14 protein-coding genes are annotated in these 21,117 nt (G+C 59.7%); 11 read left to right on the forward strand and 3 right to left on the reverse strand.

Annotated features, from left to right (window positions below; genetic code table 11):
• The coding region (locus BZK31_RS15855) for a TadE/TadG family type IV pilus assembly protein (RefSeq protein WP_083183966.1) at positions 1–403 on the reverse strand (403 nt) is incomplete at its 3' end.
• Between the two features lie 74 nt (positions 404–477).
• Between BZK31_RS15855 and BZK31_RS15860 the strand changes: the two genes are divergently transcribed.
• Positions 478–948: a prepilin peptidase gene (locus BZK31_RS15860; protein ID WP_083183907.1), complete on the forward strand. Its 471-nt coding sequence runs from the start codon at positions 478–480 to the stop codon at positions 946–948.
• A gap of 158 nt (positions 949–1,106) precedes the next feature.
• Entirely contained in the window at positions 1,107–1,877 is a 771-nt protein-coding gene (locus BZK31_RS15865; protein WP_083183908.1) for a response regulator transcription factor, read from the forward strand.
• A 2-nt stretch (positions 1,878–1,879) separates the two neighbouring features.
• On the opposite strand, the gene BZK31_RS15870 is transcribed toward BZK31_RS15865, so the two are convergent.
• Positions 1,880–3,535 carry a response regulator gene (locus BZK31_RS15870; RefSeq protein WP_083183909.1) on the reverse strand — a complete coding sequence of 552 codons (1,656 nt, stop codon included), beginning with the start codon at positions 3,533–3,535 and terminating at the stop codon, positions 1,880–1,882.
• A gap of 334 nt (positions 3,536–3,869) precedes the next feature.
• Between BZK31_RS15870 and BZK31_RS15875 the strand changes: the two genes are divergently transcribed.
• The 6 genes from BZK31_RS15875 to BZK31_RS15900 all read left to right on the forward strand — a co-directional run bounded on the left by BZK31_RS15875 (position 3,870) and on the right by BZK31_RS15900 (position 10,654).
• Positions 3,870–4,949: a DUF2333 family protein gene (locus BZK31_RS15875; protein WP_083183910.1), complete on the forward strand. Its 1,080-nt coding sequence runs from the start codon at positions 3,870–3,872 to the stop codon at positions 4,947–4,949.
• Positions 4,949–5,494, forward strand: a complete 546-nt coding sequence (locus tag BZK31_RS15880; RefSeq protein ID WP_083183911.1) for an NUDIX hydrolase — start codon at positions 4,949–4,951, stop codon at positions 5,492–5,494. The genes BZK31_RS15875 and BZK31_RS15880 overlap by 1 nt, the downstream gene beginning before the upstream one ends.
• A gap of 172 nt (positions 5,495–5,666) precedes the next feature.
• Complete coding sequence (locus BZK31_RS15885; RefSeq protein WP_083183912.1) at positions 5,667–6,038, forward strand: translation initiation factor Sui1; 372 nt, start codon at positions 5,667–5,669, stop codon at positions 6,036–6,038.
• Positions 6,039–6,125: 87 nt separating this feature from the next.
• Positions 6,126–8,039 (forward strand): arginine decarboxylase, encoded by a 1,914-nt coding sequence (gene speA, locus BZK31_RS15890; protein WP_083183913.1) that lies wholly within the window; start codon positions 6,126–6,128, stop codon positions 8,037–8,039.
• A gap of 202 nt (positions 8,040–8,241) precedes the next feature.
• Positions 8,242–9,678 carry a type VI secretion system Vgr family protein gene (locus BZK31_RS15895; protein ID WP_083183914.1) on the forward strand — a complete coding sequence of 479 codons (1,437 nt, stop codon included), beginning with the start codon at positions 8,242–8,244 and terminating at the stop codon, positions 9,676–9,678.
• 91 nt (positions 9,679–9,769) lie between these two features.
• Complete coding sequence (locus tag BZK31_RS15900; RefSeq protein ID WP_083183915.1) at positions 9,770–10,654, forward strand: alpha/beta hydrolase; 885 nt, start codon at positions 9,770–9,772, stop codon at positions 10,652–10,654.
• 7 nt (positions 10,655–10,661) lie between these two features.
• Here the strand turns inward: BZK31_RS15900 and BZK31_RS15905 are convergent, their stop codons facing one another.
• Complete coding sequence (locus tag BZK31_RS15905) at positions 10,662–12,002, reverse strand: MATE family efflux transporter (protein ID WP_083183916.1); 1,341 nt, start codon at positions 12,000–12,002, stop codon at positions 10,662–10,664.
• An 861-nt stretch (positions 12,003–12,863) separates the two neighbouring features.
• Here BZK31_RS15905 and BZK31_RS15910 point away from each other — a divergent pair.
• From BZK31_RS15910 to BZK31_RS15920, 3 genes are all read left to right on the forward strand, one after another.
• Positions 12,864–14,552 carry an NAD(P)/FAD-dependent oxidoreductase gene (locus BZK31_RS15910; RefSeq protein WP_083183917.1) on the forward strand — a complete coding sequence of 563 codons (1,689 nt, stop codon included), beginning with the start codon at positions 12,864–12,866 and terminating at the stop codon, positions 14,550–14,552.
• A 34-nt stretch (positions 14,553–14,586) separates the two neighbouring features.
• Positions 14,587–15,927: an amidase family protein gene (locus tag BZK31_RS15915; protein ID WP_083183918.1), complete on the forward strand. Its 1,341-nt coding sequence runs from the start codon at positions 14,587–14,589 to the stop codon at positions 15,925–15,927.
• A gap of 198 nt (positions 15,928–16,125) precedes the next feature.
• Positions 16,126–21,075 carry an alpha-2-macroglobulin family protein gene (locus tag BZK31_RS15920; RefSeq protein WP_083183919.1) on the forward strand — a complete coding sequence of 1,650 codons (4,950 nt, stop codon included), beginning with the start codon at positions 16,126–16,128 and terminating at the stop codon, positions 21,073–21,075.
• The last annotated feature ends 42 nt before the right edge of the window (positions 21,076–21,117 follow it).

The following is a 21,117-nucleotide window of genomic DNA, read 5'->3' on the forward strand; positions in this document are numbered from 1 at the left end:
GTATCTGGCCGATACCCGGCAGCGTCAGGAACGGCAGAACCTGGGCCAGTCTGGACTTGGGGTAACTGATGTTGGCCGTCAGCACCCCGGCTGTGTAGGTCACGCGAACGTTGGAGCTGTTGAACCCCAGCGATGCGGGCATCCATGCCAACTGGTTCATGACCACGCTTTCAGCCTGCGTCACGATCAACTGGTTGTAGTTGGCCGCCGTCGGGCTGAGCGCAACACTGCGACGCACCGCTTCACTGGCAGCCGCGTTGAAAGACTGCACCATCAGCAGCGGCAGGCTATAACTTACAACGCCATAGAACACCGCAAAAAAGATAACGAACACCGCCGCAAACTCAATGGCTGCGGCGCCTCGTTGTCTACGTGGCGAACGAAGATGCGGGATGACGGGCATGTCAACGTCTACTCTGACAGTACGACCTGACAACAGCATAGTTTCTTTCAGGAAAACAGGACGCTTTTTACCGAATGGATTTATTTTTTCTACTGGTATGGTTCGCGGCCTGCGCCGAACAGGATGCACGACAGCGGGAAATTTCCAACTGGCTGACCATGGGCGTCGCCTTATTGGCTGGCGGCTACCTGGCTTATTCGGGTCACACCTGGCTGGGCGCTGCCCCCGACGAAGCCGGCTGGGCGTTGTTGATCGCTCTGGCACTGACGTTGCCGGGCTATGCACTGGGCAGGCTGGGAGCCGGCGATGTCAAACTTTTGGTGGCACTTGCGCTCGCGACTGACAGTGTCTACTTGCTGGGTACTTTTATTGGCGCAGGCCTCGCCATTGCGCTGTGGAGCCTGTCGGACACTAAAGTCTGGCCCCTTGTAAACCAGCACTTTACGCGCCGTTACTTGTACTTGGGGCCGCCGATGACAAATAAATACCCCTTCTCGCCGTTCCTGTTTATCGGACTTCTGTTAACCGTGTTAATTATCCACTGATCGAAGCGCGCACTATGGCCATGTACATAATCACAAAGTACGACTACGGTAAGTATCAGGCGCGTATCGGCTTCAAAGAGCATTGCGTGCCGCACCTTATTGGCTGAATGGATTCAGGCTTCAGTTTTTAAAAGTTGCCGACCAGCATGGAGTAGCGCGTGAATACATATTCTTCGGTAAAAATCCTGGTGGTGGACGACCAGCCTCTCGTTGTCGAAGAACTGAGCGAGTTTCTCGAAAACAGCGGTTATCCCTGCATACCCTGCCTGTCCAGTGGCGAAGCCATGGAGCATTTCACTCAGGATGACAGCATCGGCATTGTTCTGTGTGACCTGGACATGCCGGACATGAACGGCATCGAGATGGTCGAAGCCATGAAACGCATCGGCGGCAGAAAGCATCTGTTCGAAGCCATCATGCTGACCGGCAAGGCCGAGAAAAAGGACGTCATCAAGGCGTTGCGCGCAGGCGTCGCCGATTACTATCAGAAGCCCGTCGATCTGGACGAAGTGCTGGAAGGCGTGCAGCGTCAGATCGAAGCGCTGAGCGAGCGACGCAGAAATCTTCAGCAACTGGGCCTGCTCAACGAAAAGCTCCAGTACCTCGCCGCGTCCATCGACGACCTGTATCAGAATCTCGATCAGACCCGAGGCACGCCGCCCGAGCGCAAGGCCGAGACGACGGTCGATAACGATCACATGCCCGAAGTGTTCGCCAAGCTGTCGCCGCGCCAACTCGACGTGGCCAGGCTGGTCAGCACCGGGCAGACCAATTACCAGATCGCGTGCGAACTGGGCATCACTGAAAACACCGTCAAACTGTACGTTTCGCAAGTGCTGCGTCTGACGCGCATGCACAACCGCACGCAGCTGGCGCTGGCCCTGTCACCCGGCAACCTCGGCGGACGGCAGCGCGCAACAGCGACCTGAGGTCAGCTTTGTGTTTCCGGCAGAACAACGTGATACGGCGCTTCAACCAGCGCCGAATGCACCTGATTGCGGCCGGCATGCTTGGCGCGGTACAGCGCACTGTCAGCCTGGGACGCCAGACTCAGGCTGTCATCGTTCGCCCCCAGCGATACCACGCCTGCGCTGAACGTGCAGAACAGGTCCGCGGGCTGGGCCGGATAATGAATCTCCGCGAAGCGGTAACGGATTTCCTCGAGCACTTTATGCGCACTCTGGATGTCGGTGTCCGGCATGACGATGGCAAATTCTTCACCACCGTAACGACCGATGAAGTCGGTCTTGCGCAGCCGTTGTTTGAGAAACAGCGCCAGGCTCTTGATCACCCGGTCGCCCATCGGATGCCCGTGGCTGTCGTTGACCCGCTTGAAATGGTCGATATCGAGCATGGCGAAGCATAACGGCTTGCCTTCGCGACGCGAGCGAAAGCTGCAGTCTTCCAGCAGTTGCAGGATGTGGGTGTGGTTATAAAGGCCGGTCAGACTGTCGCGAACCATGCGCGCCTTGAGGTTGCGCGCCCGTGCGGCGCGGTTGCGCACCGTGGTGATCAGGTGGCGCGGCTTGATCGGCTTGGTCAGAAAGTCATCGCCGCCCTCACTCATGGCGTCCAGTTGCTTGTCCTGATCGTCTTCGGCAGACAGGTAGATGATCGGCACGCTGACATAACGGTCGTTGTGGCGGATGACTTTGGCCAGTTCCGTCCCGGTGCAGCCCGGCATATACATGTCGAGAATGATCAGGTCCGGCTGAAAGTCAGCCAGTTCGGACATCGCCTGGATTGGGTCGAGCAAGGTGCGCGTGACGATCCCGGCCGCGTTGAGCACGCGCTCGGTGTGCGTGGCCTGTGCCCGTGAGTCATCGATGATCAGCACCTTGTAAGGCTCGTATTGCGCCACACAGGTCAGTATCTCGATCTTCTCCAGCAGGCTCGACGCCTCCAGCGCGCCGGTCAGAAACTCCTGACCTCCCGCGCGCACCGCCGCCAGCCGGGTCGGGGTGTCGGTTTCGTGCAGGCTGAAAAATAACAGCGGCAACTTCTGCTCCAGCCCTTCCTGAGCCTGTGAGGCCAGCTTCAGGCCTTGCCCGGGGCCGCTGAAATCGACGTCCATGACAATCGCCGCCGGGTGGCGTTGGGTCATGGCAGTCTGAAATTCCAGAACACTGTGCAGCGACAGCGCGGACAGACCGAAGAATTCCAGCTGCTTGGCCAGTCGCTCGGCACGGTCATGATCCTGCAGGACCACATACACCGGCTTGCGCAACGGTGGCAGCGAGGTCTGCTCCAGCCGGTCGCCGTGACGCAGGCCCGTACGTGACAGCCGCTGCATCAAGCGGTTGAGTTCGGTGATGACGGTGCTGTTCAGACGCCCGCGATTGGCTTCGACGGCGTCCAGCGCCTGATCGATTTCACGCGCCAACGCGACGTGCTCGGTCTGCTCGAAACGCTCGGCGAAGCGCAACAGGCGCAACGTGGAGTCCTTCAGCTCGGCCATGTCGCTGGCCGACCATTCGGTTTTCTGCAGCCGCTGCCAGGTCTCAAGTATCTGACGTGCCTGATGAATGACCCTTTGGGCAAAATGATGCTTTAAACGATCGCGGCTGGGATCTTCGGGCTCGGTCATATCAAGACTACTGTGAGTTCGCTGAGGCGAAACGGGTGATGGCGCTATGCTAGCACCTTCGATACGTCCGAAGAGTGCCGTAAGTCACTTATTTGACAACAAATACATGGCGCTCTGCCATTACGTATAACTATGCCTGTATAGCCAATGGCTATCGCTGCTTTTTCAGGCCGCATTTCCGCCATCGGTAAAGCGCTCACAAGGGTCGACTGCTTGACCTGTCGGACAGCTTCTCAATCAATTACAAAGCCGATGTGCTCGCTGATTGCACCTTGAGGTAAGGTTACGGTCGAACGCCTCGTAGCATTCAACTCAAGATCGAAAGGACCCTACCATGCTGGATTGGAAGAACCGCGCAGGCAGCGCGGGTGAGCGTACCGCTGACACTGCATCGGTCAAACGACGCGGCTATCTGGGCAACCTGTTCTATAGCCGTGCGCTGGGTGCCTTGGTCTTGATCTATCTGCTCGTCGCGCTGGTGGTCGGCTGGTACTGGAGCAAGGAGCCTGCGCTGTTTCCAGTGCAGCAGAATGCCCAGGCAGCCGCCGAGCGTGAAGGCAAACAGATGGTCATCGGCTACACCACGGTCGAGACCCTGAAAAGCGTTGCTCAGACCCTGCTCGACAAGCGCGGTGGCTATCTGTCCAATGACCGCATGCCGCCCGGTCTGTGGCTGGACAACATCCCAAGCTGGGAGTACGGCGTGCTGGTTCAGGTTCGCGACCTGAGCCGTGCGCTGCGCAAAGATTTCGCCCGTTCACAGTCGCAATCGGCTGAAGACGGTGATCTGGCCCGCGCCGAGCCGTTGTTCAACTTCAACAATCGCAGCTGGATCCTGCCTTCCAGCGAATCGCAATACACCGACGGGATCAATGCGCTGAGCCGCTATCAGGCGCGTCTGTCCGATCCCAACCAGAAAGGCGCCCTGTTCTATGCCCGCGCCGACAACCTGAACAACTGGCTGGGCGATGTCGGCACCCGTCTGGGCTCGCTGTCGCAGCGCCTGTCGGCCAGCGTGGGTCGGGTCAAGCTCAACAGCACGCTGAAAACCGAAGCCATTGCCTCGGTCAAGCCGGGTGAAGTGCCGCAGGTTGACGAGGAAATCGTCGAGACTCCGTGGCTGGAAGTAGACAACGTGTTCTACGAAGCACGCGGTCAGGCCTGGGCGCTTTCGCACCTGCTGCGCGCCATCGAAGTCGACTTCGCCGACGTACTGGCCAAGAAGAACGCGACGGTCAGCGTGCGCCAGATCATTCGTGAACTGGAAGCCTCGCAGGAACCGCTGTGGAGCCCGATGATCCTGAACGGCAGCCCGTTCGGCGTGTTCGCCAACCATTCGCTGGTCATGGCCAACTACATCTCGCGGGCCAACGCGGCCGTCATTGACCTTCGCCAGTTGCTGAATCAGGGCTGATGCCGATTTCTTCGCACGAGGCCGCGCACCGCGCCGCCTCGGACGCCGAGCAGATCGCCTGGGTCGACGAGCATGATCAGTTGCAAGGTTCGCTGCCGCGCGCCGAGGTCCGCGCACGCGGCCTGATCGGACGCGCCACCTATATTCTGCTGTTCAACTGCGCAGGCGAATTGTGCGTGCACCGGCGAACGCTGAGCAAGGCCATCTATCCCGGTTACTGGGACGTGGCGGCCGGCGGCATGGTCCAGGCACACGAGAGTTATGCCGAATCCGCCGCCCGTGAATTGAAAGAAGAACTGGGTGTGCAGGGCGTGACGCTCGAGGCGCACGAACGGTTTTTCTTCGATCAGCCGGACAACCGGATCTGGTGCGCGGTGTTTTCCGCCGTGTGGGATGGCGAACTGACGTTACAGCCGGAAGAAGTCATGGAAGCGTGCTTCATGCCCATCGCAGAGGTGTTGCGTCAGGCCGAGCGAACGCCTTATTGCCCGGACTCCCTGGCAGCACTGAAACGCTATCTGGAGCAGGTCGCAAATGATCAGTAAATTGGCGCATTCCACCCCTTAGCAATTGGCTGTTTTGCCGTTACACTGCGCGACCTTTTCAAACTGGACCGGCCTTGCCGCTTCAGTAGCGCTGCCCCTGCCAGAGTGGGGCTTCGCGGTCGAAGGCTCCAGGAGCCCGACCCATCGTCAGTCCTCAACAAGAGGATTTCCCGTGGCTAAAAAAGCCGCTTCCCTCGCTGCCCTGGGCGGCCTGGTATTTTCAACCGACTCAGGGCGTCACTGCCCCGACTGTCGCCAGCCTGTCGCCGATTGCACCTGCAAGCAGACCGCCATTCCCGAAGGGGACGGCATTGCCCGCGTTCGTCGCGAAAGCAAGGGGCGCGGTGGCAAGACCGTCACCACGATCACCGGCGTGCCGCTGGCCGAAGACGCACTCAAGGAACTGGCCAAGGCGCTGAAGCAGCGCTGCGGCACGGGCGGAGCGCTCAAGGACGGTGTGATCGAGATTCAGGGCGATCATGTCGAACTGTTGCTGGCCGAGCTGATCAAGAAAGGCTTCAAGGCCAAAAAATCGGGCGGCTGACAGGCGCATCAAAACCGTCACCTGCACTCTTTACACTGCGCCGAGCCGACTATGGTTGGCGCTACGACTTCTTTATAGGGGACTTCGATGTCCGTACGACGTACACGCAAAGACGATGGCAGCCAATGGACCGTTGCGGACAGCCGCAGCGTTTACGGCATTCGCCATTGGGGTGCCGGTTATTTTGCAATCAATGAAGCCGGTCGCGTTGAAGTTCGTCCCAACGGGGCTGGCAGCTCGCCGATCGACCTCTACGAGCAGGTCGATGACTTGCGCAAGAGCGGTCTTTCCCTGCCGTTGCTGGTGCGTTTTCCCGACATCCTGCAGGACCGCGTGCGCCAGTTGACCGGTGCGTTCGACAGCAACATCGCCCGCCTGGAATACCAGAGCCAGTACACCGCGCTCTACCCGATCAAGGTCAACCAGCAAGAAGCGGTGGTCGAGAACATCATCGCTACACAGAATGTGTCCATCGGTCTGGAAGCGGGCTCCAAGCCCGAGCTGATGGCCGTTCTGGCACTGGCTCCGAAAGGCGGCACCATCGTCTGCAACGGTTACAAGGACCGTGAGTTCATCCGTCTGGCGCTGATGGGCCAGAAACTGGGCCACAACGTCTTCATCGTCATCGAGAAAGAATCCGAAGTCGAACTGGTCATCGAAGAAGCCGCCGAACTGAAGGTCGCGCCGCAGGTGGGCCTGCGCGTGCGCCTGTCCTCACTGGCGTCGAGCAAGTGGGCGGACACTGGCGGCGAGAAGTCCAAGTTCGGTTTGTCTGCCGCGCAACTGTTGTCGGTGGTCGAGCGCTTCCGCAAGGCGGGCCTGGATCAGGGCATTCGCCTGCTGCACTTCCACATGGGCTCGCAGATCGCCAACCTGGCCGACTACCAGCACGGCTTCAAGGAAGCGATCCGCTACTACGGCGAGCTGCGCAACCTCGGCCTGCCGGTGGACCACATCGATGTGGGCGGCGGTCTGGGCGTGGACTACGACGGCACCCACTCGCGCAACGCCAGTTCCATCAACTACGACATGGACGATTACGCCGGTGTCGTGGTCGGCATGCTCAAGGAGTTCTGCGACGCGCAGGGCCTGCCGCATCCGCACATCTTCTCGGAAAGCGGCCGTTCGCTGACCGCCCACCACGCCATGCTGGTGGTGCAGGTCACCGACGTCGAGAAACATAACGACGAAGTGCCGGAAATCGCCGACAAGGACAGCCTGCCGGAAACCGTGCAGTGGCTGGTGGACCTGCTGGGTCCGACCGACATCGAGATGGTCACCGAAACCTACTGGCGCGCCACGCACTACATGAGCGACATCGCGACCCAGTACGCCGACGGCAAGATCACCCTGGCGCAGAAAGCGTTGGGCGAGCAGTGCTACTTCGCGGTCTGCCGCCGCCTGCACAATTCGTTGAAAGCACGCCAGCGCTCGCACCGTCAGGTGCTGGACGAACTCAACGACAAGCTGGCCGACAAGTACATCTGCAATTTCTCGGTGTTCCAGAGCCTGCCGGACACCTGGGCCATCGGCCAGGTGCTGCCGATCCTGCCGCTGCATCGCCTGGGCGAAGAGCCGGTGCGCCGCGCCGTGCTGCAAGACCTGACCTGTGACTCCGACGGCAAGATCAAGCAGTACGTCGACGAGCAGAGCATCGAGACCAGCATGCCGGTCCACCCGCTGAACGAAGGCGAGGACTACCTGCTAGGGATCTTCCTGGTGGGCGCGTATCAGGAAATTCTGGGCGACATGCACAACCTGTTCGGTGATACCGACTCGGTGAACATCTACCAGAACCCGGACGGCAGCGTTTACCACGCCGGGATCGAAACCCACGACACCATCGAAGACATGCTGCGCTACGTACACTTGTCGCCGGAAGAACTGATGACCCATTACCGGGACAAGGTCGCCAGCGCCAAGATCACCCCGCGCGAACGCACCTACTTCCTCGACGCCCTGCGTCTGGGGCTGACGCGCTCGTCGTACCTGTCGTCCTGACCCGAAACGGACTGGGAGGTGTTGCCCGCGTTATGCGGAGCGACACCTTTCGGGACGCAGCATCGACCGGTCACTGCCACAACTTGACGTAAGGACTGAACCTTACTCTGTGTAGGCAACTTCCTTTTCTGCCTTACCCCCCTTTACCCCGCAGCCTTCTCCGCCAGAATCGCCGACCGCCATTTCGGTAGAGACATTTTCCATGCCCGACCCTGCCAGCGAGCCCTTCTTTCGTCTGGAAATCGCACGCCTGAATTGCCATTTCAATGTGCTGTCCTTCACTGCCGTCGAGGCGATCAGCCAGCCTTACAGGTTCGAGCTGGAGGTCAGCGGGAATGAAACCGACCTGGGAAGCCTGATGCTCAAACCCGCCTTTCTGAGTTTCAACGGCGGTCCGCAGGGTTTTCACGGCCAGGTGCATGGCGCCACCCGAATGCATTACCGACCGGGCCCGGCGTGCTACCGGCTGACCGTCGGCCCACGTCTGGCCTGCCTTGGCCAGCGCTATCACCAGCGCGTGTTCGAGGGGCTGAGTGCAACGCAGATCATCGCCCTCGTTCTCAAGGAGCACGGAATCAAGGAGAACTACCGCTTCGACCTCAGAAAGCAGTGCCACCTGCGGGACACCTGCTTTCAGCATGACGAGTCCGACCTGCTGTTCATCGAGCGGCTGTGCGCCGAAGAAAACATTCACTATCACTTCCAGCACTCACGTCGTCGCCACGAGCTGGTTTTCAGCGAAGGACTGCGCGGTTTTCGGCGTGCACCGATCGCCGCCTGGCGGCAATTTGAACAGCAACCTGGCGTCACGCGGTTTGCCGTGACCTGTGAGGACACCGACAAGCCGGACAGTCGGGCGCAGCAACGGGCGCAAGGCGAGAGCACCCTGCCGTTCGTGAGCTGCGGGCTGTTGCTGCCGCTGGCCGGACTTCCCGAGCGGGACTGGAACCACATGTGGCTGATCACTCGGGTCGAGCACCGCTTCGAAGGTCGCACTGCGCAAGGCCATCCGGCAGCGACGCGCTATGTGAACCATTTTCAGGCGGTCCCCTGGGAAGTCGGCTTCTGCACACCGCCGCCCTCGCCTAGGCCCGAAGTTCCCAGGTTGCAGTGCGCCTGGATCACAGGCCAGCCTGGCGAACTGCAGCAACGCGACCCGGCGGGTAGAGTGCAGGTGCAATTCGAGTGGGCGCAACAAGGTCCCGAGGCGCGTCATACCACATGCTGGCTGCCGGTTGCCCCGACGCTGCGTTTTCGCTGTCAGGGTGGACTGCAGGTGGTGGTGCGATTCAACCCGGACGATCTGGATCAACCCATGATCGTCGCCACCTTGCATACCGGCTCCGCAACGCCGCTGGTGCTTATCGGCCGGGAAGAGACCGCGCCCAAGCCTGCGCCGGTCCGTATGCAGTTCGATGGGCTAGTGATGCCGGGGGATTCGCAATGCCTCGATCTGAGTGATGGGTCAAGACTTTGCGTTGAACACGGCAGCGATCTGCTGCTGCAAGTCGGCGACAGCCAGGTCAGGTTCAATTCGCAGGCCATGACCCTGGTCAGCCCGCGCATCGTGCTCGACAGTGAACTACCGCCCTTCGATGCCAATGCCAATGCCCCGAGCGATCCGGACCCGGCACATTAAAGTAACTTCACTCTGTAACTATGCACGGTTATCCCAGTCAGACCTTGGGCTGCTTTTTCCGCCTGCAACCCTCCTGATCGAGACCTGCGCCATGAAACGAGCGATTTTCCGTACGCTTATAACCGGTGCCCTGCTGACGTTCCTGTCGGGTTGCTCGGTGTTCAACGTGCTGAACACCTTGACTCCGGCCAGTGGTGTGCATGAGACGCCCGACCAGGCGTACGGCCCGGATCCGCGCAACCGGCTGGACATCTTCATGCCCAAATCGCGGCCTGAGCACGCGCCGGTGGTGGTGTTTTTCTATGGGGGCAGCTGGACTCACGGTGAAAGAGCCAACTACGCCTTTGTAGGCCGGGCGCTGGCTGAACGAGGGATCGTGGCCGTCGTCGCTGACTACCGACTTTATCCACAGGCCAGCTACCCGGGCTTTCTCGAAGATTCGGCCAAGGCACTGGCCTGGACCCGCAAGCATATCAGCACCTATGGCGGCGACCCTGAGCGGCTCTATGTGATGGGCCACAGCGCAGGCGCCTATAACGCCGCAATGCTGGCGCTCGATCCCCGCTGGCTGGCCAGGGAAGGCGAATCACCCAGTATCATCAGCGGCTGGATCGGTCTGGCCGGCCCTTATGATTTCCTGCCGATCAAAGATCCCGAAATCCAGCGCGCCTTTCTGTTCCCCAATACGCCCCGTGACTCGCAGCCAATCAACCATATCAGCGCAGGCGCGCCACCGGCCCTATTGATGGCGTCCAACAAAGACAAAGAGGTAGACCCCAAGCGCAACACTGGCGGTCTGGCTCTCAAACTGCGTGAAGCCGGTCTGCCGGTTCGCGAATTGTATTTTTCCCGCACCAATCACGGTTCCCTGATCGGTGCATTTGCCCGACCGTTACGCAGTCTGGCACCGGTAATCGATGAGGTGGTGATGTTCGTCAACAGCCCACACCCGGACTCGGTCGTCGCTCGACCGTAAGCAGGGTTTAGCGAACGAACCAGCCGTCCGTGCGCGTCAGGCGCCAGGCAATGATGCCCAGGCTGACGCCGCGCACGAGGGTGAACGCCAGAAAGGTCAGCCATAGCGCGTGATTGCCATGACTGGCCGCCAGACAGGCCACCGGCGCAATGGCCGCTGCGCTGATGAGCATCGCGTTGCGCATTTCGCGGGCACGCGTCGCGCCGATGAACAGGCCGTCGAGCAAGTAGCTCCAGACCGCCAGCAGCGGCATCAGCGCCAGATAAGGCAGGTACACCATCGCCGTTTCGCGCACCTGCGCAATGTCGGTCTGCATGCCAATGAACCCATGACCGCCAAACAGAAAAAACACCGCGAAACCCAGGCTGGCAATCAGCGACCAGCCACCCGCCACGACCAGCGAACGACGTAGGGTCGCCCGGTCCCTGGCGCCGATCGCATGGCCGCACAAGGCTTCCACCGCGTGCGCCAGCCCGTCCAGTGCATGCGAGGTCAACAGCAGGCCATTGAGCAGCAGCGCGTTGGCCGCTACTGTGGCATCGCCCAGCCGAGCGCCCTGCACGGTGATCAGGAACATCACCGATTGCAGCGCCAGGGTGCGCAGAAAAATGTCGCGATTGACCGCCAGCAACGGTCGCCAGTTGCTCCACAGCCTCAATGCCGACCAGACGATCTGCCCGGACCAGGCACGCAGCGTCTTGCGCGCCAGTAACAGGCCGAGCACCACGCCCGTCCATTCCGCCAGCACCGAGGCCCGCGCCGAACCGACCACGCCCCAGTCCAGGCCGATCACGAACCACAGGTTGAGCACGATATTGACCAGATTGGTAATCAGCAGAATCGCCAGCGGCGCTCGTGCGTTCTGCGTGCCCAGAAACCAGCCCACCAGCGCATAGCTGGCGAGGGCCGCAGGCAGACCGAACAGCCGCGTGTGAAAGAAATCCAGGGTCATTTGTTGCAGATCGGCAGAGGGCTGCATCAGCGTCAGCGCCAACCGACTGAACGGCACGGCGATCACACCCAGGAGTACGGCCAGCCCGACAGCCAACAGCAAACCCTGCAGCAGAATCCGCCGCAACGCCGCGCCATCCGAGCGCCCCGCCGCCTGCGCGGCAAAACCGGTCGTGCCCATGCGCAAAAAGCCCATCGCCCAGGCCAGAAAAGTGTACAGCGTCGCGCCCACGGCAACGGCGCCCAACTGATGCGCATGCGGCAAATGGCCGATGACCGCGCTGTCGACCAGCGCAACCAGCGGTACAGAGATATTGGAGAGAATCATCGGCGCGGCCAGCGCCCAGACACGACGGTGGGTGGGGCGATGGCGCCAATCGCTGAACAACGTGGACATGAGAACTCCTGGCAAGGCGCGCATTGTAGCCAGCGCTGAACGCTTTGCCGAGTAAGCAGCGGTGCATGGGCTCGATCCGAAGCAACCAGGCATTGAGATAACGGCACGCCTGAGTGGGCTGAGGACAAAAAAACACCCTCTGAATGAAAACGATTGCACTTACCTTTATGTTTCCACTTTCAAATACAGGCGCACTTAGTTGTCCGTCATGCGACATCTTTAATCACGATATCAAATGACAAACGACAGATCAGATACTGCCAGCCTTAATACGACCCGAGACTATCGTTATACGATTAAACAACGCAGCTTTATCAAAAAAACCCTTGACTCGTTTTTTAAGCAAGAATAAAGTTCATCTCAGTAACTAATTCATGGATCCAATGCTGGACCCTGAGCTTCGACAGAAGCGGGAGTATCAAAACACACACCTACATTGACAAGCGCATCGGCGTAATGGATTCGCGTGCTCGGCCGAATAACGCTTATAACTTCCCGAGCAATCGAATGGGCTTGATCAATATCAATCGTTAGGGCAACGGCGCTCTAATCTTCCCGACTTCACCGTAAGCACGGTTATTTACCGGATGACTTGTTCCTGCGTTTATAACGCGTGTGATTGAGCCTTCCGTTATGCACGGTGCACCACACGATCACGTGGCCATTTAATCGCTGTACACCGTCAATGCGTTAATGCCTTGATACGTACAACGCGTTCGTGTGGTCCTTAAAAATTCCAGCCTGTGTGTATCAAGCGCCAGGATTTGCTCGCCTCTTTAAAACGCCTCTTCAGAGAGCGCAGGCGTATGGCCGTTACACATTAGATAACTAAAATTAAAAAGCGAGAGCGTTGGGTAAGTGATGAGTGACGATATTCTTTTTTCCGAGAGCCTGTCGCCAGGTATTGATCTTCTCTACGACTATGCCCCTTTTCTGGCTCACAGTGAGAGCACAGGGGGCATTGGACACTACCCGCCCGGCACGCCGCCGCCAAGCGTGGCAATCGTGGGGGCTGGTATCAGCGGGCTGGTCGCAGCGACCGAGCTGCTGCGTGCCGGCGTAAAGGACATTACGTTGTATGAGTCCCGCGACCGGATAGGTGGACGGGCCTGGTCACAGGCATTCGATCCGGACTTCCCGCAATTCATCGCCGAAATGGGCGCGATGCGCTTTCCTCCCAATGGAACGGGGCTTTTCCACTATTTGCGTAAACATGACATCCCCACGAGCACGACTTTTCCCGACCCCGGCGTCGTGGACACCGAGTTGCACTACCGCGGCGGGCGTCATATATGGCCTGCCGGCCAGAAACCGCCTGCGCTGTTCAGGCGAGTGTACGAAGGGTGGCAAGCCTTGCTCTGCGAAGGCTATAAGACACCGGAAACAATATTGATTGCACCGCTGACTATCAGCGCACTATTAAAAGCAGGCAAGTTTGAACCGGCGTCCGTCGCCTGGCAGGGCTGGCTTGATTCCTTTCGTGACTGTTCATTTTATACCGCCGTCGTGTCTATGTTCAGCGGTCCTTCTGCGCCGGGTGGAGAACAATGGGAACGGCCCGAAGACTTTGAACTGTTTGGTTCACTCGGCATAGGCTCCGGTGGCTTCCTGCCAGTCTTTCAGGCAGGGTTTACTGAAATCCTGCGGATGGTTATCAACGGGTATCAAACCGATCAACGCCTCATTCCCAACGGAATATCCAGCTTGGCTGCACGGCTCGCTCATCAGCGCTTTCATGATAAAGCGCTGATCGATCACGTCAGCTACCGCCGAGTCAGCCGTATCAACAAGCAGGACGAAAAGATAAGAGTCTGTCTGGGTAACGGCGAGTTTCGTGACGTTGACCGGGTAATAGTGACCAGTAACAACCGGGCCATGCAAATGGTTCACTGGCTGACCGACGATGAAACGTTTCTGGACCGGAACGTATCGCGCGCCGTCAGGGAAACGCACCTGACCGGCTCATCAAAACTTTTCATACTGACCCGGAACAAGTTCTGGCTTAAGGAAAAACTGCCGGTCACGATCCAGTCAGATGGCCTGGTACGCGGCGTGTATTGCCTCGATTATCAGCCTGATGCCCCCGATAGTTTTGGTGTCGTTCTACTGAGTTATACATGGGAAGACGATGCCCAAAAAATGTTGGCGATCTCCAGCAAGAAAAAACGTTGCGAGATTCTCGTCAATGACCTCGCAGCCATACACCCGCAATTCGCACGTCATCTGATTCCGGCCGGCGGCGATTACGAACGTTATGTGCTGCAGCACGACTGGCTGACCGATCCTCATTCAGCAGGTGCTTTCAAGCTCAACTACCCCGGTGAAGACAGCTACTCGCAACGGCTTTTCTTTCAACCCATGACAGCGAATAACCCGGCGCTGGATAAAGGCTTGTACCTGGCGGGGTGCAGTTGCTCCTTTGCCGGAGGCTGGATCGAAGGCGCCATTCAAACGGCGATCAACAGCGCGTGCGCAGTTTTACGCAGTACCGGAGGAACGCTTCTGGCGGGGAATCCGCTGGATAGCATCAACGTAAATTATCGTTACTGACGTTTTGAAACCCTGCCGTTCTGGAGGCCAGGTTATGCATGAGAAGCTCACATTGGAATCACTGTGCAGCGCGTTGAGCAGTGGCGACATTTCAGCTGCTGAAGTACGTGAGCAAGCGCTAATGGTTGAGTCGCAGGTCGCCGGACTCAACTGTTTCATACGCGATGGGGACGCCGGACAACACTTCGGCAAGGCCGATGTTGCCCTCAAAGGGTCGCCACTCTGGGGCGTACCCATTTCCTTCAAGGACGCTATCTGTGTGGCAGGATTACCGGTCACTGCCGGCACACCCGCACTGTCAGGTTTCATGGCCAGACACGACGCCGCTATCGTTCGAGAGCTGAAAGCGCTCGGTGCAGTCGTTGCGGGTAAAAACAACATGCACGAACTGAGTTTTGGCGTCACCTCAGTGAATCCTCATTGGGGAACGGTAGGCAATCCCGCTGTCCCAGGGTATTGCGCTGGCGGCAGCAGTGGAGGCAGCGCCGCTGCAGTGGCATCCGGAATTGTCCCTGTCTCCGTCGGCACTGATACGGGCGGATCGGTAAGGATACCTGCGGCGTTTTGCGGTATTGCAGGCTTCAGACCCTCGACCGGCCGCTGGTCATGCGAAGGCGTCATTCCCGTTTCCCATACCAAAGATTCTGTCGGGCTACTTACCGCTTCAGCGGCCGATGCGGCTTATCTCTATGGCCTGATGGCAGGAAGTCAGAAACCACTTTTCGAACGGGCAGATCGTCGATGCCGAATAGGCCTTCCCGCGTCCATGTGGCTCGGCCTGGCTGAACAGGTTGAAAAACACTGCATGGCCGCAATTACCAGACTCCAGCATGCCGGATTCGAATGTGTCGCAATTGATGACGCGCAGATCGATGCACTGAACAGGACGTTGACCTTCACGGTTCCGCTCTACGAGTTTTTTACTGATTTTCCCCGGACCTTATTTTCGCTGGGTTGGGAGGACAGCATAAGTTCGATCTTCGATAAGATTCGGGACACCAGCGTTAGCGATATCATCAATACGCACTCGCAAGGCGGGCTGATCACGCCGGCCGACTACAGTTCGGCGATGTACAACTTCATCAGATTACGTTCAACCGTAGAAACAGTGTTCAAACGTCACGCTGTCGATCTGTTGGCATACCCTACAGTCCCCTGTGCGGTTCCTCATCTGAACGATGCCGATCATCCCGAGCTGTTCAGTCAGGTCATTCGGAATACGGATCTGGCAAGTAACGCCGGAATGCCTTCGATAACGCTACCGGTCGCGCCAAAAGGAATGCTTCCAGTCGGTTTGAGCCTTGATTCTCCAAGAGGCACGGACACCTTTCTTCTGAGCAAGGCGGCAGCCATCGAAGATGTATTAAAAGGCTGACGTCGATAATCAAACGTCCCTCATCCTGCTACTCTCCTGCCCCCTGTGAGGCGATAACTCCAGGGGCCTTCAGACCCATCACCTGCGAACAACGTCTCAATCCCGGAGTCTATTCGCGCGCGTTGTCATATTTGTAACAGGACTGCTATATAGTCACGCCTGTTACCCCCCTCTCAATTGCCCTCGACGAGTGCCCAAATGTTCAACAAAGGACTGTTTTTGGCTTGCGCGCTTGCGCTGCTGAGCGCCTGTGATTCCTCCACGTCCGACAAACCAGCGCCCGCTGCGGCGTCTGCGACCCAGGCCACGACCACCGAAACCCGGCCCAAGCCGGCGGTAGATCTGGCGGCGCTGAGCAAGCGCTATGCGGGTCGCGAGCTGACGGTGATCGACGTGTCGGAGATTCAGGTGGAAGGCGCCAGCACCTTGTCGGTGAGCTTTTCAGTCCCGCTGGACCCGGAGCAGAAATTCGGCGAAAAACTGCATCTGGTGGACAGCAAGAATGGCAAGGTCGATGGTGCCTGGGAACTGTCCGACAACCTGATGGAGCTGCGGCTGCGTCATCTGGAACCTCAACGCAAACTGGTCCTGACCGTCGATGCCGGGTTACTGGCCGTCAACAAGGCCAAACTGGCGGCCGAGTACATCAGCCGTCTGGAAACCCGCGACCTGCAACCCTCGGTCGGTTTCGCCAGCCGTGGCAGCCTGCTGCCGACCCGTCTGGCCGAAGGCCTGCCGGTGATTGCGTTGAACGTCGATAAAGTCGATGTCGAATTCTTCCGCATCAAACCCGACTCGATGCCCGACTTCCTCGCCAAATGGGACGGCGCCTCCAGCCTGTCCAGCTACAGTTCCGAGGAACTGCTGCCCATGGCCGATCTGGTGTACGGCGGGCGCTTCGACCTCAAGCCGGCTCGCAATACCCGTGAAACCCTGTTGCTGCCGATTACCGGCATCAAGGCCCTGCAACAACCGGGCGTCTATCTGGCAGTCATGCGCGCGTCGGGCACTTACAGTTATTCCCAACCTGCAACCCTGCTCACGCTTAGCGACATCGGCCTGTCGGTGCACCGCTACAGCAACCGTCTGGATGTGTTCACCCAGGCGCTGGAAGGCGGCAAAGCCATTGGCGATGTGAGCATCGATGTCTACGACGACAACGGCAAGGTGGTCGCCCAGGGCAAGACCGAAAGCGACGGCCACACGCAACTGCCCTTGCCTGCCAAGGCTGCGGTGGTGCTGGCGCACAAGGATGAACAGACCAGCATGCTGCGCCTGAACAGCTCGGCACTGGATCTGGCCGAGTTCGACATCTCCGGCCCGCAGGCCCATCCACTGCAATTCTTCATCTTCGGTCCGCGTGACCTGTATCGCCCCGGCGAAACTGTGCTGCTCAACGGTTTGCTGCGCGACAGCGACGGCAAAAACGTCAAGCCGCAGCCGATCAGCGTCGAAGTGCGCCGCCCTGACGATCAGGTCAGCCGCAAGTTCGTCTGGGAGGCCGACAAGGACGGCTTCTATCAGTATCAATTGCAGCTCGCCGATGAAGCCCCGACCGGGCGCTGGCAACTGGTGTTCGACCTGGGTGACGGCAAGCCGCAGCTCTACGAATTCAAGGTCGAGGATTTCCTGCCGGAACGCCTGGCGCTGGAACTCAAAGGCAGCGATGAACCGGTCGCACCTGCCGACAACCCGCAGTTCGACATCACCGGTCGATACCTTTACGGCGCTCCGGCGTCGGGTAATACCCTGACCGGTCAGGTCTATGTGCGCCCGCTGCGTGAAGCGGTGCCCAGGCTGCCGGGTTACCAGTTCGGCTCGATCACCGAGGAAGACCTCAAGCACGATGTCGACCTTGAGCCGGTCACGCTCGATCCCAACGGCCACACCACCCTGGATGTCGAAACGCGGTGGGCCGAAGCCAAATCTCCGCTGCAACTGATTTTGCAGGCCAGCCTGCAGGAATCCGGAGGCCGTCCGATCACGCGCCGCCTGGTGCAGCCGATCTGGCCTGCCGAGCAATTGCCCGGCGTGCGGGCGTTGTTCGGCAGCAGCACCGGCGACGATGAGTACGGCGAAGAGTCCGGCAAAGGCGAAGCACAGACCGATGGCGACGGCCCGGCCGAATTCGAAATCGTCATGGCAGATGCGGCCGGCCACAAGCTGGCGGCCGACAACGTCAAGGTGCGCCTGATTCGTGAACGACGCGATTACTACTGGAACTACTCGGCCAGCGATGGATGGAGCTATCACTTCAACGAGAAGTTTCTCAACCTGAACGAAGAAACGGTCAGTATCAAGCAGGACTCGACCGCGAAGATCAGCTTCCCGGTCGAGTGGGGCCCGTACCGCGTCGAGGTGGAAGACCCGTCCACCGGCATGGTCAGCAGCCTGCGTTTCTGGGCCGGTTATCGCTGGCAGGACAATACCGACGGCGGCGCGGTACGCCCCGATCAGGTCAAACTGGCGCTGGACAAACCGGCCTATAACGATGGCGACACCGCAAAGATCACGGTGACGCCGCCTGCTGCGGGCAAGGGTTATCTGCTGGTTGAATCCAGCGAAGGTCCGCTGTGGTGGAAGGAAATCGACGTACCGGCCGAAGGCAAATCGTTCGACGTTCCGCTGGACAAAGCCTGGGCGCGTCACGACCTGTACGTCACCGCGCTGGTGGTGCGTCCCGGCGAGCGCAAGGCCAATGTCACCCCCAAGCGGGCCGTGGGGGTGCTGCACCTGCCGCTGGACCGCTCGCAACGCAAGCTGGCGCTGACCGTCACCGCGCCGGAAAAGATGCGTCCCAAGCAGCCGCTCAAACTCAAGGTCGCGGCGAAGAACGCCGACGGCAGCGTGCCGAAACAGGTGCATGTTCTGGTCTCGGCAGTCGATGTCGGTATTCTCAATATCACGAGCTATGCAACCCCGGATCCGTTCGCCAGTCTGTTCGGTCGCAAGGAGTACGGTGCTGACCAACTGGACATCTATGGCCAGTTGATCGAAGCCGGTCAGGGTCGTCTGGCCAGCCTGGCGTTCGGCGGCGATGCCTTGGCCAAGGGCGGCAAGCGTCCCGACACCAGCGTCACCATCGTCGCATTGCAAAGTGCGCCCGTGACGCTGAACGACGCCGGTGAAGGCGAAGTCAGCGTGGACATTCCGGACTTCAACGGCGAGCTGCGCGTCATGGCGCAAGCCTGGACCGAGGACCGCTATGGCATGGCCGAAGCGAAAACCGTGGTTGCCGCGCCGATCATTGCCGAACTGTCGACGCCGCGTTTCCTGGCCGGTGGCGATCAGACCAGCGTGGCGCTGGATGTTTCCAACCTCTCGGGTGCCGCTCAGAAGCTGGACGTGAAAGTCAGCGCCGAAGGTCAGTTGAGCATTCCCGGCGGCGATCAGCTCAAGCCGCTGCAACTCAAGCAAGGCCAGCGCGTCACCCTGAAAATCCCGGTGCTGGCGCAAGGCGGTCTGGGTCAGGGCAGGATTAAAGTGCAGGTCGAAGGACTGAGCCTGCCGGGCGAAGACTTGCCTGCGTTCTCGCGGGAATGGACCGTCGGCGTACGTCCGGCCTACCCGGCGGTGCTCAAGCACTTGCGCGCCACTCTGAACGATCAGGTCTGGAGCCTGCCGGATGGCGTGCTGGACACCTTCGAACCGGCGGGCCGCGAAGCCATGCTGTCGCTGTCCAGTCGTCCGCCGTTGAACCTGGGCGAACAGATTCGTGCGTTGAAAGCCTACCCTTATGGCTGCCTGGAACAGACCGCGAGTGGCTTGTATCCATCGCTGTACGCCGACGCTGCCACGCTCAAGCGTCTGGGCCTGACCGGCGAGCCGGATGCCGAACGCAAACGCAAGGTCGAGATCGGTATCGAGCGTCTGCTGGGCATGCAACGCTACAACGGCAGCTTCGGCCTGTGGGGCTCGGACAGCGAAGAGGAATACTGGCTGACCGCCTACGTCACCGACTTCCTGCTGCGGGCGCGTGATCAGGGCTTCGCGGTGCCGCCCGATGCATTGAAGAAAGCCAACGAGCGTCTGTTGCGCTACGTGCAGGATGCCGGTCAGATCCAGGTCAACTACAGCCAGAACGCCGAGCACACCCGCTTCGCGGTTCAGGCTTATGCCGGGCTGGTTCTGTCACGCAGCCAGCAGGCACCGCTGGCCGCACTGCGCAGCCTGTTCGACCGCCGCAGCGATGCACGCTCGGGCCTGCCGCTGGTGCAACTGGCGATTGCGCTGGAGAAGATGGGCGACAAGCCGCGTGCCGATCTGGCCCTGACCGCCGGACTGGCGATCAGTCGCAAGAACGAATGGCTCGCCGACTATGGCAGCTCGCTGCGCGATCAGGCGCTGATTCTCGCGCTGCTGGAAGAAAACGACATGGCCAGGGACAAGCGTGATGATCGCCTCTTCGCCCTGGCCGATGAAGTGGCTGCCAACCGCTATCTGTCCACCCAGGAAAGCAACTCGCTGTTCCTTGCCGGCCGCAATCTGTTGAACAAGCCGGACAAGGATTGGGCCGCGAAACTCACCAGCGGCACCGAGACGCGTGACCTGAGCAATAAACAACCAGCGCTCAAACTGGACGGTCCGTTGTTGACCGCCCCTCTTTCCGTCCACAACGAAGGCAGCGAGCCGCTGTATCAGCAACTGACCGTGTCGGGTTATCCGACGCAGGCCCCGGCCGCAGGCGGCGAGAATCTCGGAATCCGTCGTGAGTACCTGAGCCTTAGCGGCGCGCCGCTGAATGTCGGCGCGTTGAAAACCGGTCAACTGGTGCTGGTGCATCTGGAAGTGAACGCCCGCCAGCGGGTGCCGGATGCGCTGGTGGTGGACCTGCTGCCGGCAGGTCTGGAGCTGGAAAACCAGAACCTGGCACAGAGTTCGGCCAGCCTGGCAGATGCCAGTGAAGAGGTGAAGACGCTCCGCGAGTCGATGGAAAATGCCGGCATCAAGCATCAGGAATACCGCGGCGATCGTTACGTGGCCGCACTGGACATCGACAGCGGCACCAGCGTGCATCTGTTGTATCTGGCCCGCGCCGTGACGCCGGGAACCTATCGGGTGCCGCCGCCGCAAGTGGAGTCGATGTACCGCCCGAACTGGCAGGCCCTGGGTGATGCGCCTGCGCAGATGATCGTGAAAGGCAAGTGATCCGCCGTAAGTGCCCGCTTGCACAGGGGCACGTTACAGCCT

This window comes from Pseudomonas floridensis, assembly GCF_002087235.1.
Lineage (GTDB): Bacteria > Pseudomonadota > Gammaproteobacteria > Pseudomonadales > Pseudomonadaceae > Aquipseudomonas > Aquipseudomonas floridensis.